At 59.2% G+C, this 13856-nt stretch carries 15 protein-coding genes and 2 pseudogenes; 8 read left to right on the plus strand and 9 right to left on the minus strand.

From position 1 onward, the window contains the following. Positions 1–54: 54 nt before the first annotated feature. Positions 55–600: a hypothetical protein gene (locus IV500_RS17070; RefSeq protein WP_196398026.1), complete on the minus strand. Its 546-nt coding sequence runs from the start codon at positions 598–600 to the stop codon at positions 55–57. Positions 601–876: 276 nt separating this feature from the next. Here IV500_RS17070 and IV500_RS21625 point away from each other — a divergent pair, with 276 nt between their 5' ends. The 3 genes from IV500_RS21625 (at position 877) to IV500_RS17085 (ending at position 3587) form a co-directional block, all read left to right on the plus strand. Next, entirely contained in the window at positions 877–1116 is a 240-nt protein-coding gene (locus tag IV500_RS21625; RefSeq protein WP_230855103.1) for a DUF1016 N-terminal domain-containing protein, read from the plus strand. A gap of 248 nt (positions 1117–1364) precedes the next feature. Continuing rightward, positions 1365–2663: a hypothetical protein gene (locus tag IV500_RS17080; protein ID WP_196398027.1), complete on the plus strand. Its 1299-nt coding sequence runs from the start codon at positions 1365–1367 to the stop codon at positions 2661–2663. 336 nt (positions 2664–2999) lie between these two features. Next, positions 3000–3587 carry a recombinase family protein gene (locus IV500_RS17085; RefSeq protein WP_196398028.1) on the plus strand — a complete coding sequence of 196 codons (588 nt, stop codon included), beginning with the start codon at positions 3000–3002 and terminating at the stop codon, positions 3585–3587. 1033 nt (positions 3588–4620) lie between these two features. On the opposite strand, the gene IV500_RS17090 is transcribed toward IV500_RS17085, so the two are convergent. Together IV500_RS17090 and IV500_RS17095 are read right to left on the minus strand one after the other, a co-directional pair. Then, positions 4621–5469, minus strand: a complete 849-nt coding sequence (locus IV500_RS17090) for a hypothetical protein (RefSeq protein WP_196398029.1) — start codon at positions 5467–5469, stop codon at positions 4621–4623. 56 nt (positions 5470–5525) lie between these two features. Next, the gene (locus IV500_RS17095; RefSeq protein WP_196398030.1) at positions 5526–5756 is read right to left on the minus strand and encodes a hypothetical protein; all 231 of its coding nucleotides are present in this window, start codon (positions 5754–5756) and stop codon (positions 5526–5528) included. Between the two features lie 142 nt (positions 5757–5898). Between IV500_RS17095 and IV500_RS17100 the strand changes: the two genes are divergently transcribed. Next, positions 5899–6081 carry a hypothetical protein gene (locus tag IV500_RS17100; protein WP_196398031.1) on the plus strand — a complete coding sequence of 61 codons (183 nt, stop codon included), beginning with the start codon at positions 5899–5901 and terminating at the stop codon, positions 6079–6081. On the opposite strand, the gene IV500_RS17105 is transcribed toward IV500_RS17100, so the two are convergent. Beyond that, positions 6076–6858, minus strand: coding sequence for a hypothetical protein (locus tag IV500_RS17105; protein ID WP_196398032.1), 783 nt, complete (start codon positions 6856–6858; stop codon positions 6076–6078). The genes IV500_RS17100 and IV500_RS17105 overlap by 6 nt on opposite strands. A gap of 74 nt (positions 6859–6932) precedes the next feature. On the opposite strand from IV500_RS17105, the gene IV500_RS17110 reads away from it, so the two are divergent. After that, entirely contained in the window at positions 6933–7340 is a 408-nt protein-coding gene (locus tag IV500_RS17110) for a recombinase family protein (protein ID WP_196398093.1), read from the plus strand. Here the strand turns inward: IV500_RS17110 and IV500_RS17115 are convergent. Beyond that, positions 7331–7835: pseudogene (locus IV500_RS17115) on the minus strand (ISL3 family transposase); the annotation flags it as partial. The gene IV500_RS17110 and the pseudogene IV500_RS17115 sit on opposite strands and share 10 nt — an antisense overlap. A gap of 115 nt (positions 7836–7950) precedes the next feature. Between IV500_RS17115 and IV500_RS17120 the strand changes: the two are divergent. Next, positions 7951–8259: a hypothetical protein gene (locus IV500_RS17120; protein WP_196398033.1), complete on the plus strand. Its 309-nt coding sequence runs from the start codon at positions 7951–7953 to the stop codon at positions 8257–8259. 61 nt (positions 8260–8320) lie between these two features. Next, positions 8321–8524, plus strand: a pseudogene (locus tag IV500_RS17125) (DUF4158 domain-containing protein); the annotation flags it as partial. A 99-nt stretch (positions 8525–8623) separates the two neighbouring features. On the opposite strand, the gene IV500_RS17130 reads toward IV500_RS17125, so the two are convergent. Together IV500_RS17130 and IV500_RS17135 are read right to left on the minus strand one after the other, a co-directional pair. Further along, a complete protein-coding gene (locus tag IV500_RS17130) occupies positions 8624–9655 on the minus strand; it encodes a DUF2971 domain-containing protein (protein ID WP_196398034.1) in 1032 nt (343 codons plus the stop codon). A gap of 186 nt (positions 9656–9841) precedes the next feature. Beyond that, entirely contained in the window at positions 9842–10894 is a 1053-nt protein-coding gene (locus IV500_RS17135; RefSeq protein WP_196398035.1) for a carbon-nitrogen hydrolase family protein, read from the minus strand. Between the two features lie 148 nt (positions 10895–11042). Here IV500_RS17135 and IV500_RS17140 point away from each other — a divergent pair, with 148 nt between their 5' ends. Further along, entirely contained in the window at positions 11043–11993 is a 951-nt protein-coding gene (locus tag IV500_RS17140) for a helix-turn-helix transcriptional regulator (protein WP_196398036.1), read from the plus strand. Positions 11994–12249: 256 nt separating this feature from the next. On the opposite strand, the gene IV500_RS22300 is transcribed toward IV500_RS17140, so the two are convergent. Then, positions 12250–12504: a zinc-binding dehydrogenase gene (locus IV500_RS22300; protein ID WP_376770224.1), complete on the minus strand. Its 255-nt coding sequence runs from the start codon at positions 12502–12504 to the stop codon at positions 12250–12252. A gap of 148 nt (positions 12505–12652) precedes the next feature. After that, entirely contained in the window at positions 12653–13699 is a 1047-nt protein-coding gene (locus IV500_RS17150; RefSeq protein ID WP_196398038.1) for a PDDEXK nuclease domain-containing protein, read from the minus strand. Between the last annotated feature and the right edge of the window lie 157 nt (positions 13700–13856).

Consider the following 13856-nt stretch of genomic DNA (forward strand, 5'->3'; position numbering starts at 1 on the left):
GTAATGGTCAGGGTGCCCGTGTCCGCGCCGGAGTTAAGAGGGCCGTTCTTCTGTTCAGGTGTGCTTTTTAAGGAGACCCTGGACGACATTTCTTGGGCGTTGCATCTCTCCGTGCTGGGCTCCGAGCGCGATGACGGCACCGGCGAAAGCCGGGACAGTCCACTGCAGTATCCGCAACTGGTTCTGGGCCTTTTTGAGCTCCTCGGGCGCCCCGGCGCGAGGCTCCGTGGCGCCTTCTGCGCCGGCTCCGGATAGCTCGTTGACTTTCTTCCCGAGGATCCCGGCGTACAGGGTGACCCCCGCCCCGAGGAAGGTCACGGCCGTCTTGATGACCGTGAGCCCGGTAGCGCCGGCCTGGCCGGTTATGCGTCCTTTGTTCCCGGCGATGACGGCCAGGCCGGCAAGGGCGTGGGCGGCGAACGCACCGGTCTGCACCGGGGCCCATTTGCCCCACCCCAGACTGGAGAGGCGGGTCCGTTCGGCGGGGTCTTTTGCACCCGCTGCGGCGCCGTTGAGGCCGACGGCTCCCATCAGGGAACCGCCGAACCATGCCGCGGCACTCAAATCGTGGATTGAACGAGCAAACAGATTTCCTGCCATGATGCATCTCCTCGAACTCCGGGGTCTTCGCGTCACCTCGGGTGCAGCGCAAGACCAGGTCTGGTGCACGGATTTGCCCACCGTGGAGGCCAGCGCGGACCTCCAGTGGAAAGTGTACTTACTGTTCTGCCTCCCGGCCACTATTGCTCCAAGCCCCGTAAGGGGTAACGGTGGAATTTTAGCCAGAGGAAGAGCCAACGCCTTCACACCACCGTTTTCCGGAAAGCTTCGCCCGTGGGGCTCACCATTGGGAGAATGGCCTCATGACACGTGCCGATGTTGCTCTTCCTCGTGGTTATGCTCAATACACTCAAGCGCCGGGTCCGTGATGCCAGGATCCAAGCGCAGCGCGCCGTCAACACCGAGCTGATTGAGCTGTACTGGAATATAGGGAACGAAATCCTCACACAGCAGGACCGGCAGGGGTGGGGAACAGGCGTTGTGAAGCAGCTGGCCGCTGACCTGCGTGCGGAGTTTCCGGAGATGGAAGGTCTCTCCCCGAGCAATCTGCAGTAAATGCGCGCCTTCGCCGCTGCATGGCATAGTTCGGAACCAATTTCCCAGCAGCCTGCTGGGAAATTGCCGTGGGGCCACATGCTAGAGAACTTCCATGCCGCGATTCCTTCCTGGATCGACGCCCATTAGGTGCGTGGGGCAGTACTCGTGGCGGGTTACTTCTGATAGAACTACTCGGACTATGGCCGCCGATGCGCATCTAAGTGGGATACTGCCTACGAGCTGTTATTCATTACTAAAGGAGCAACTTGGCCAAGCAAGTAAGCGATGTATTTGGTGTAGCTACAGAGGTGCGCCCAGACTCCTACGTGGACCGCGGAAGGCTTGACGACGACTTCGCAAAGTATTTGAAGCGGAACGTTCACGTCTCCATACGCGGAGCGTCCAAGAGTGGAAAATCCTGGCTTCGGCAGAAGGCCGTGCCAAATGCGATTATCGTGCAGTGTCGCCTAGGTAAGACGGTTGAAGACATCTATCGAGAGGCTCTGGGAGCCCTTGGCATAAGTCTTACCGTTCGTGAATCGCGGGCAGGGACGTTCAGTGGACAAGTTGAAGCATCGGCCGATTTGGGGAAGGCGCTCATCGCTAAGGTGGCGGCGAAACTGATCGCGGGCTACTCCCGAACAACTTCCACAGAATCAGAACCATTAAGTCAAAACATCGACGATTTGCGATTTGTCTCTCAGCTCATTCTGGACAGCAAGCGTCGTCTTGTCATCGAAGACGTGCACTACCTATCTTTCAGTGAAAGGAAGAGACTCTCATTTGATCTCAAGACACTTTGGGACTTCGGTCTCTACGTCATCATCGTAGGGATCTGGAGACAACAGTCTCTGATCAATCTCAACAGCGACCTAAGTACCAGAATTCGCGAGTTTTCTATTGAATGGTCGGATGAGGATTTGAAAGCGATCCTTGACAAAGGTGTATCAGCCCTCAACATCGAGCTGTCGGCCGCACTTCGTGAACGCCTGGTTCAGGACGCCTACAGCAATGCCGGGCTTCTTCAGTCCCTTGCGCTCGGTGTCTTGGATGATGCAGGTATTACGGAGAAGAAGACGCGCCTTCAGCAGGTCGGATCAGTCGAGCACCTAGACAACGCTGCTATGGAGTTGGCAGAGAGTCTGAACACGCTATATCAGTCGTTCGCCAAACGGACTTCCGCAGGTATCCGCAGCCGAACAAATTCCACAGGCATCTATGCACACGCGATGGCGGGGATCATGGCTCAGGAGGACCAAGACTTAATCAAGGGGGTTCCTCTCAAATCTGTTTTTCAGGCCGCAAAGCAGCGTGAGGCGCGAATTCTTCTACCAAATTTACGAACAATCCTTCAAAAACTCGATCAACTTCAGATTGATGACGAAGGCCGGGGGTTGGTAGTTACCTACGACGAGGGCCGTGAGGAAGTTATCGTCGTAGATCTTCAGGTGTTGCTCTACCGTCGATTCACAACCACTCAGTGGCCATGGGAGGGGTTGATAGAAGAACTCGGCGATGATGAAAATGTTTACGCCTCCGATGCGGACTCCTCGCCTCTCTGGTAGCAGGGTCTTATAACTCTAGGGATACGAGGCGTCTCGTTGAACTGGAGACCGGTGCAACGGCAGCGCCTCTCACTTTCGCGGAATCGAGCGAGTTCATCTCCGGCCGGTGATTCTCATAACTAAGTCTTGAAAACTCTCTGGCCAAATCGGTGTATCCACCGTTAGCTACGAGACACAGCCGGGCAACGCCTGATGAAGCTCCGGCTCAAGTTTTACAGCGACGATGCGGTGTCCACTAGGGTGTACCCAGGTGAACAGATCGAGGTCACTGCAGAGTTACGTCAATCAGGGTCCCTTTCGACTATGGTTAGACATAACTGATGGAGGGTTATAAAGATGGCTGGACATAAGGGGCAGGTGGTTGGCTACGTGCGGGTTAGCGCTGCCGACCAGAACGAGGCACGGCAGCTCGAAGCACTTGGCCCTGTGGACAGGCTGTTCTCCGAGAAGGTCAGCGGCAAGAACACAGACGACAGAGCCCAGCTCCAGCAGATGCTCATCTACGTCCGCGATGGGGATAAGGTCCGGGTGAAATCACCCGACCGTCTGGCACGGTCCACGACGGACCTTCTCGCTCTCGTTGAGCAACTCAAAGCCAAGGGCGTCGCCTTGGAGTTCATCGACAACCCGGCCCTGAACACTGACACGCCGCAAGGGGAGTTCATGCTCACGGTCCTCGCCGCCATCGCGCAGTTGGAGCGCAAAACCATCCGTGAGCGTCAGGCCGAGGGCATTGCCATTGCCAAGAGGAACGGCGTTTACGACCGGGTCCCGAAGCTTTCACCGGAACAGATCCAGCTGGCACGCGAGCGGATTGCCCAGGACGTACCCAAAGCCAAGGTGGCCCGGGATCTTGGCGTCTCGCGGCAGACGCTGTACGCAGCCCTGAACGGCAGCGGAAAGTACGCCGAGGTGAGCTCATGAACGAGGGTGATAGGGATGCCCTCGATCCCGCTGCGTGAGCCGGCTCAGCTGCTGAACCGGACGCATCCCAGACGCTGACCACTTACAGCACGCCAGGATTGAAACCGTCAGGATGAAATCCGAGACCCGCGACAACACCCGTCAATAAATTGAAAAAGGACTTCATTCTGCCAGGCGAGAAGGCATCATGCCTGACGTCTGGTTGGGGTACACGTTATGGGCAGACATTGGCGACGCGTTAGGCATCAGCCGCCAGGCAGCACAGCAGCGCTACGGGAACCGCTAAAACGTTCCAGAAAAGTTCATGGATTTGGGTCGTGAATTTCCGTTCCATTCCTACCAAGACCCCCAAGTGGGACACGGCTTCTGTAACTAGGCCCGCCTCACAAGCTTCCCCCCATAACTATCGTTTGTCAGTGGCATCAGAGAGGATGAGGAGCATGGCTGAAACTATCAAAGCACGACTGCACCGGGTGATTGGTGGATATCTGTGCCTTAGCCGGGGTCGTCACAATCTCGTGCTTGCTGAACATCATTGGCACGAGAGAACCGGAGTATCGCACAGCTCGAAGCTTGAGGGGCTGCCAGGTAGGTCGATCACGCTACACGAGGTCGAGCACCATTCCGCGAACCGGCCTTTCTGTATGACCTGTTGGCAGATGCCCGGAGATTGACTGTTTCACTTCTAAAGGCTTGGTGCTCCGGAAGGTGTCGTGAGACGCCAAGTTGGGGTACACCGCAACTTGACAGAGGTTAACACGACTACCCAGGGTGGCATCAGCTCGGGCTTGTGAACGCAGAGACTTCAAATGCGTCGCTATTGCAGCGTTATGGGGTCTAGACGTGTCGGTCGGTAATCCACTTGCCGGCGGTTGAGCTAGTAATTGGCAGGACTTCCTGGGTATGACATTCGATCGTCTTGCGGCGGTCAAGTCCAAATGCAGGGTGTATTGCGGTTGCCGCGTGATCCTCACACCTGGGAGAAAAAAGTCTCTGCAGGCCCAAAAACAGGAGATTGGCACGTAAAAAACGGTCAGGATGAGGCGTCAACGACTAGGACATCGAAGAGCAGATACCCACGGCCACCAGGCATGTCGCCCACCGTCGCCACTGAGTAGGAGCCGTTCATGGCCGTCTCCCCCAGCTGCACTGGCTGAAGCTTCCCGAACTGGCTATCCGGCACCACAAAGCCACCCTCCGGGCTGTGATTGGTGACGAATCTCAAGGATCCTGGGATATATGCAAGCTTGATTTTAGACGCCGATTTTACCGTGGCCCCGTCCCAGACGGGCTGGATGTTTTTACCGTCGTAGACAACACCAATAGTAGATTTTCCCTCCGGGGTCTGCCCCAAAACCATGCGGGCCGTAAATCCTCGGACCGCGGAAGTTCCACTGGCGAGATTGTCCGCGACATCATTCTCCGCATAGGCGTAGACCGAAATCTTGTCGCCGGGAACGGCGTTCACCTCCTCGACATACCGTCCCGGAGGCAGCTTGATCTGGACGAAATTGCGCTCATCCCCCTGCAGATTGTTGTCCGTAATGGAATTGAGGACCGCATAGTCGGCCGGGTGGCCCATGGTGAACGTTTCCCTGGCGGGCCCCCAACCCCCTGTATATGCTGCAGTAGCGGGTGCAGCAGTGACTGTGGCTTTGGAAACGTCCTTGGGCATCAAGCCCATGCTTTGGACTGTAGAGTCCACTGTTGCCGGGAGCGTGATCCAAAAAACAATGCCACCCGCGATGGCCGTTGAAGTGATGACGACCGCCTTCGTCCGGGTCCACCACTGCCGACGGACAGGAACCACCGCCGGGAGTTCGGGAGCCTGTCGGGGAACCCGTGCGCCTACAGCTATTTGCCGTGATCTGTTCCGCGCCATAAGTTACCTCCTCAGGCTACCTAATCATTGCCGACGAACCGGATCCGGACAAGGCCCTACAGGACTCCTGCGGTCGCTTCCGCCCGGCGGTGGATGTCGTCCCAATTGGTGGAGGCCATGGCCAGAAAGTTCCGCGGCACCACAATCTCCACCGCGACCGTACGGCTACCAGGGGCAACGTAGATGCCGTGCCTCGGATGACCTTCTTCGTTCTGGGGTCGCGCAGCGCGCGCATCGACCCCCAGTTGGGGCCCCATCGATGCCGGAAATGCAAAAGAACGAATCAAACCCGTAGTGCGAACGCAAAGCGATGAACCGAGGATTTTTCAACCGTTAGCGCCCCAGGGCAACCCGGATGACCGCAGGGGGCAAGTTGTCATAGCGGATCCGTCTCGGTGGGATCCCACCGAGACGTTTAAAGGCGAAGTTATGGCCATCGAAGAACGATTCCTGGGCTTGGATGGCCCTGCCCGAATACGACAGGCGCAGCACGAACATGAAAGGCTTGACCATGATGCCGCCAATCATGGCCTGGAACTCGCCGAAGCCAACCTGCTGGGAACACCACGCCCTGGGCGTCCATCGCTTGGCGGATGGAAATTCCTGTTATGAGGCGTCAACGACCTTCATGTCGAAATAGATATATCCTGCATATTGGTATCCAGGTCGAATGGTCCCATTCATCTCGTCATAGCCCAGCTTCAGGCCGGTGGCCGATCGAAGTTGGTCAAAGTCAAACTTGTATGGCCCTTTCGCTGTCTTAAGTCCATGAGCGTTGTTGTAGATCCGAGCCGAGTCACGCACATATTCCAGCGAAAACAAATTTTCCGACTCGAGAACGAGCGCAGACCATATCATGGGCGAGTTTGCAGCACTTATGGAAAGTTGCATCACCCGTCGTAGTAGAGGGCTATCGTCATATGCGAGGACCGCTGTTGCTCCTTGAATCCAAGACGGGTCCGAATCTTCAAAGTTGTCGGCGGCGGAGTCCTCATATAGGACACGAAAGGTCAGTACGTCCCCCGCAGTGACTCTTAGAGAAGTCTTAAAGTTCGGTCCAAATTTCGTGACATCTGCCGGCCTCACAGTAAAGAACTGGCGTTCATCGCCATAGTCGGGATTGTCCGTGATGCTGTTGAGTACGGCGTAGGTTGCTGGTTGATCTATCTTGAAGGTCGCTCTGGGGGGACCCCATCCTCCACCAGTTGAAACGGGAGTTGGGATGGTGCTTGTCGGTGAAGGAGCTGCGACCTCGGGACTATTAGGCCAGAAATCCTTCAGTGAAAAGCCGGTGACCGTGATCAGGAAGACTAGAATACCGATCCAAAACTTAGCGCGTTTAGACAATCGATGATTGCTGGTGCGCTCCTCCCAGGACTCATGTGCCATGTGTTATTCATACAGCAAGCTATGCATGATCAAAGCATGCCGGCATTCCTCGGTCCTGGGGACGGTAATAAACCCTGGTTGGGCAGTGCCCCCATTGTCGGCCCGAATGGCAGGACTGCTTGGATCACCTGCAGCCCGGAAACATTCTTGTGGTCAACGACTTGTCCAGATTGGGTAGGAATACCGCCGACGGGGCCAACATAGTCAAAGCCGTGGCAGACCGGCACGTCGGGCTGCGTTCTCTGACCGAGATGTGGCTCGACACCACGACCTCTCATGGGTTGCTGGTGTTCCACTTCTTCTCAGCCACCGCCGAGTACGAACGAAACCGGCTGCGGGAAAGAACCATGGCGGACATCGCCAAGGCCATTGAAGTCAGCGAAGCCACCGTCGTCCGGGAACTTGCCAGACAACGGAAGGGATCTGCAGGTCCCCCCCGGCTAGCCCTGCGTGTGACTGTTAATCCGGCTCTTCAGAATTGAGGGTGTAGCTTCGGTCTGAATCCGCCGGATTCCAGCAATGATCTGGCGACGTAGTTGGTGAGGTTGCTGAAGCCAAGGGCGGATCCTCGTAGGTGTTCGAGTCGGCATTGGATGGCTTCAGTTGGCCCTTGGAGGTCCCTAGTCGGTCGAAGTATGCCATCACATCTTTTGCCCGACGTTTGAGGGTTCGCCCGAGTTTTGTGAGCTCGGTGAGTGCGCTGGGAACTCGGCGCTGACGGAGTCGATCACGGCCTGCATCAACTCCCGCCCTTCGGGCCGGTCTGGTTGCCGGTAGGCGGCAACCATGCGTTGGTAAATACCCCAGCTCGCTTCAACTTCGACATGCGTATCAGTAGAGAACAGGGTTTCAAGACGTTGGCGTTGCTTGTCCGTGAGCAGATCCGCCCCGGTATGAAGCGTCAACAGCGCCGAATACAGCGGGTCGCCGGCCCGCCCGCGATAACCGCATGTCTGCTGCTGAACCCGTCGGCGGCAGAGATGCTGCCCCCGGCCCCGGCCCCGGCCCCGGCCCGACTACCGAAAAACCGCCGCGCTAAGACCTGCGGCGAACAACGGTACCCGGAAAGGAGGGGGCAGTGGCACTCTCACAGTGAGCGCAGAAAAGACCGGCACCTTGTGGTCCTTGGAATGTGTGGAAGTCCCCGGCGCGCTCATTCGGGCAAAGCTCCTCACTGACACGCACGCGATCGCGCTCGGTGCCGGGGTTGATGTAGCGGAAGTAGAGCTGATCATCCAGCCGGTTCTACCGTTCACCATCAACACCGGAAGAACAACACCACGGGCACCACGGAACAGCACGACCGAACAGCACGACCGAACAGCACGGGGTAGTCCTGGATCCGGAACTGACGTAATGGATTGGGGGCTTGAGGACCAATGCTCGGCAAAGTCACGCTAAGCCGATCTCCAGCGGTAACGATGGTTGCCTCGGTTCGTTAAGCCTGTATGGCCAAACATAAATATTTGACTGCGGCCGAGGAAGCCTCGTACGGACTCATCCGGCGCGGGCCCCGGAACAGACGGGGTTGGAGCGGTTCTTCTTCCTGGACGACGCCGATCTGGACCTCGTCGCGAAACGGCGCGGTGATCGCAACCGGCTCGGGTTCAGTCTCCAGCTGGTGACCGTCCGAAGCCTGGGTACGTTCCCGCGGACGCTCACCTGGGTCTGACACGGTTACCCCTGAGCATGCTGAAGGAGGCCGTAGTTGCAGTCGGTGACGGCATCGATGATCTGTTTGAGCGGGATGTGAGTGGCGCCGCGCCTACCAGCGGAAGGGGACCCTGCTAGGGATGACCGGTATGTTCCGCCCGACGGACCGGAGGAGTTCACGCGCGCCGGCAGCGGCCTCCTCGGGGTAGGGTGTCGGGCCGACGGCAATCCCGACGATCGGAAGTTCCTGGACCGGTTCCGGGGTGTTGGAGGTGTACCTGGGATCCTCTGTCAGGATGGGTTCGAAGGGCAGGTCGCTTCGCGATTCTGCCGGAAGGCAGAGTTCGACGTACGGGACGATGCCGTAACGGCTGGGGCGATGCTTGACGTAGACGAGATCGGTGTGGAGGGCGGCTGTGCATACAACGCGCGTCTCCTGCTCGTCTTTGAAGCCGGGATGTTTGAAGGTCTGAAGGTCGCGATTGATCTCCGTCATGACATCAAGTTCGTGCTTTTCGATCGTTCGACCGTTGCGGCGAGCGACGGCGGTGTTTTCCAGGTCCCGGAGGAGACCCCAGGCAGTATCGAGCTGCTTCTTTGGATCGTAGACTGTCTCCTGCCACCCGAAGGACCCCATATCCCATCGTGCGCCGTCAAAGACCTCGTCCTCACTGTCTTTATCCAGGAAACCCATCTTGGCGACCATCTCTCTGGTCATCGCCCTTTGTCGCCGGACAGATAGGGCCTTATCGGGGGAGAGCCCGACGGCGAACCCGACATCAGGGCCCGTGTAGTTGCGCCACATGGTCAGGTTGTTGGCATCCTTGCAAGCGCACGCAATGAAGGTCTTATACCGGTCCTGGGTTGTCGCCGAACGCACCATCGCCCGGACATCTGCCACGACCTGCGGGTCAAGGTTGGGCCCATGGCGGGCGAGAAGCCCTTGGAGCAAGTCCGTGCCTGTACGCAGCTCCTGGTGGTCGTTCATGAATGCCGTTGAACTGGCCCACAGGACGTTCTCCCGGATGATTCCGGCCAGGCCCGAGGCATTCGTGTAATGCCAGACGATTCCGTTCGGCCAACTCTCCGATGAGAGCAGATCAGAAACATAGGCCGGATCTGGCTGCAGGGGAAGTGGGCTCATGCGCCAACGATAGACGGCACGGCACCTTCCCGAAACCGTCAGGAAACTTAGACCCCCACCGGGGCAGGAAACCATGCTGCGTCTCCGTCCCAGTCTTCGGTATCCCAGCCAAGGCGACGACGAAGGGTCGTCTTGTCAAAGGATCCTTTGACAAGACGGTCAGTTCTTCCGTCACCACAGGGGCTGTCATGGATTCCCGTACCGAAGAACCAGCCCGTCGCTACCCGTAGGAGGGTCGTTCTCCTGTTCTGCGTCCAGTCTCAGTTCCTGGAATTCCTGCGGGTCGAGTTCACTGGGCCTGATAACGGGCTTCTTCGGCCGGTCATCGAAGACGAGGCGGGTGACGTCCGCCCGGGCGTAGTGGCCGGCGGGATCGACTATGTTCTTGGCCAGGTCAATCTCTGCCAGGTCGATGTCGGCGTAAACGATTCCTTCGGTGGTCGGGGCGAGGGGCTCGGTGATGAGGCCGGAGTGCGGCCCGTAGACCCGGGCGTACCCTCCGCCGCCGGTGTAGATGGGGGTCGGGCCGCCGTCGGCCGTGGGGAACTTGCGTGCCCCCTCGTGGGACATGATCTGCGTGGCGGCGATGACAAAAGCGCTGCCCTCGAGGGCATAGGTCTGAGTGCAGGCCATGATAGATTCCGGGCTGAGGGCTGGCACGTTTCCTAAGATCCCGAGGCAGGGCCACCCTGCGACATGGATCTGCTCGTTCTGTGCATACATGGCGTACTTCGTCAGCGGCTGGATGTGTTCGAAGCAGTTCAGCGCACCGATACGCCCAAGCGGGGTGTCGATGACCTTGATGCCACTCCCGTCGCTTTCCCCGAACAACGTGCGCTCTGCGTGGGTGGGCTTGAGCTTGCGCCGGTGCATCAGGATCTCGCCATCGGGTCCGATGACGGCCTGGGAGATGTAAAGCGATCCCGCGTCCTTCTCGCTGAAGCCCAGGACGACGGTGATGGCATGGCGGCGCGCCGCTTCGCGAATCCGGCGGAGGTGTTCCCCGTCGAGGGTGGGGGAATTGGCGTGGTACCGGGCCACGAACTCCATCTGCTCGTACACCGGGTAGGACCACAGGAAGACGGGGTAGCCGGGGATCCACGTCTCGGGGAACGCGACTAAATCCGCTCCACCGTTTGCGGCTTCGCCGATCAGATCTATGGTCTTGGTGGTCGTTCCGTCGATGTCCAGCCAGACCGGTTCCGCCTGCACGGCCGCAACTCGTACCTTATTGCCCACGACTTCTCCTTATAGGGTTTGGATGTACCCTCAATTTATGGCGTGATCCACGTCATGTCATTGGCAATTCCTGCAGGCCCGGCTGCGATTCCTGCAAGTTCAGGGCTCTTCTGCGGGGAACAAACTGATACGGGATTTGGGGTACACGATGGCTGAACTTGAGGCCACCGACGTCCGGGCCTGGCAGGACGCAGCGAGCACGGCCTTCGTGCCCCTGCTCTGCACAAGTCTTGCTCCCGGATTCACCGCGCATCTGGAGTCGGTTCCGCTCTCCGGCGGCGTTTCGCTGGCCCGCATCATGTCCGGCCCCTTGCGTGTGGAACGCACTGTGCAGCTGGCCCGTCAGAGCGGCGACGACGACCTGCTGCTATCGCTGCAGCTCAAGTCGACCGGCGACGTCCACCAGCACGGACGGACCGCCAGGCTCGTCCCGGGAGCCGCTGCCCTCTACGAGACGAACCGCCCCTACCTTCTGGACCAGCCTCGAGCCGGCCAAGACCTCATCGTTCTACGCGTGCCCCGCAGGCGCCTCGGACTGAAGGACGCGCTCGTGTCGGACCTGTGCGGACGGACCATGGACGGATCCGTCCCCGGCATGGCCGCCTTCAACGGCTACGTTTTCGGCATTATCGCCGGCCGCTCCCAGCTGACCGCACAGGCACGGCAGGAACTGGGCCAGATCAGCGCCGACCTCCTCGCCTTGGCTCTGCGCTCCTTCGCGGGACTCCGCGGCACCGGCTGGGACAACGACCAGACGCTCCTTCAATCCGCCAAGGCATACATCCGGAGACACCTCGGCGATCCGAACCTTGGTGTCGAACGTTTGGCTCGCGCCCTGAATGTCTCCCAACGGAAGCTCCACTCCCTCTTCTCCTCCACCGGAGAAACGCCGGCCGCCTACGCGCGGCGTCTCCGCATGGAACATGCAGCGTCCCTCCTTGCCGCCCGTCCCCAAACAAACCAAGCCATCCACGCCATCGCCACCGCCTGCGGTTTCCGCGACACCTCCACTTTCACCAGGACGTTCAGACAGGCCTACCAGTGCTCACCCACCCAGTGGCTGCTCCTGGCCGATCAAGGTGACGAGCAGACGCTGTAAGCCCCCGCACACCAGTAACCCCGACAAATGGCCAGCCGAGGCGGAAAAACCGGCTGATCGAAGGATCCGTTAATGGTGGGTTTGCTACGCTGCGGATCTCGTACGCCCACAGAAGGAGTGAAGTGGAGGCACGCTGTCCGGAAGACAGACGGGCCCAGCCGTCTCGGTTCCAAAGAACTGGAACACTAGCTCGAGAGTCGTTCACCGCAGCAGGTTGGGGTCTGAGTGAATTGTGCGGATGACTGCGAGGTCTCCGCTAGACGGCGAGGACGATTTTTCCTTTGGCTCGGTGTCCTAGCATGTGGGCGACTGCATTCGCGGCCTCGCCAAGCGCGTAGATCTTGTCGATGACCACCTTGACATCGCCGGATGCGAGGAGCCCGCGAGGGCGCCCAGGTTCTCTTGGTTCACAACACAAGTGACCAGCCGAACTGGTCCTGATCTCCTCCCCATCATTGCTGCTTGCGCCATCCTCGGTAGTCCCGCGAGAAAGCCACCTGCGTTGCCGCATGATGAACTCGATTCCCTATAGGACCGGCGTCGCGCCGGTCACTGGATGGTGGGCCTGACGCTTAGACTGGGCAATCCAGATGTACGACCGCATGGTCCGGGCTTGGCATCATGTCTACACAGCGACCTGGCGTTGATCCACCTAAGCGTTACGCCTCGGGGGCACCCGCGGAGTCGTGCTCGAGCGCTGCGGTGATGGCTGACGGGGATGGCAGAGTAGCTCGCTCATCAGCCGGAAGTGCTTCGTACGTGTAGGACGTCACGGTCAGGGGTTGGGCAGAACCGTCGAGTGCGTAGCGCACGGTACGTTCGTTCCTGGATCCACATACGAGGATCCCGACAGTTGGGCCCTGCCTGGGCAGCCGGAGCATGTCGTTGACCGCGGTGACGTAGAAATTCAGCTGACCCAGGTGCTCGGGTTTGAATTTGCCAGCTTTTAGTTCCACGACGACGTAACGGTCGGAAGGGACGTGGTAGAGCAGTAGGTCGATGAAAAAGTCATCTCCATCGACGTCGAGATGGTACTGGCGGCCGACGAAGGCGAATCCGGGCCCGAACTCGGCCAGCGTCTGCGCCATGCGCAGCGTCATAGCCTCCTCGATGGCAACTTCCTGGGCTTCCTCGGTCAGACCCAGAAAGTCAAGCACCAGAGGGTCCTTGGCGACCTCCCGTGCCAGGTCAGTGCCTTCTCCGGGCAGCCGTGCCTCAAGATTGTTCGGGGCCGCACCGGTGCGGCTGTGGAGGCTGGTGAGGATCTGGTGTTCCAGCACGGCCACCGACCAACCATGCTGGACAGCTCTGAATGCGTACCATCGGCGTAACTCGTGGTCGTCCAGCTTGTTCAGGAGCGCGACGTTGTGGCTCCAGCTCAATTGTCCAGACGGTGTCTGGACAATTGGTTCCGGGCCGTTCCATGCCGCGGCGAAGGCGCGCATGTTGTACACATTGGTGCGGGAGAACCCCTTCATGTGCGGGAACTCTGCCCGCAGGTCACGTGCGATCTGGTCAAGAACCTTGCTCCCCCACTGCTCGGTCACCTGCCTGTCCAGAATGGTCCGCCCTATGTTCCAATACAGCTCGATCATCGCCGTGTTCACTATGCGCTGCGCCCGATGCTGGGCTTCCCGTACGAGGCCTTTCAGGGTCGTCAGCGCGGCGGCGTAATCTCCGGGAAGGTCCGGTTCGAGCTCGGTCATGACTCCACCCTAGTTGGCGGCACCCGACGCACCGGTCCCAATCGTCCAAGACACCATCGGGACAATTGGGACTGAAAAGTTCGGCCGCTTCTGGGTGTCAGAGGTAGCAGTGTTGTTCCGGGGGGCCCTCACGTTCTCATGAGACTTGGTGGCTCGC

It is taken from the genome of Arthrobacter terrae (assembly GCF_015708085.1).
Classification (GTDB): Bacteria; Actinomycetota; Actinomycetes; order Actinomycetales; family Micrococcaceae; genus Arthrobacter_M; species Arthrobacter_M terrae.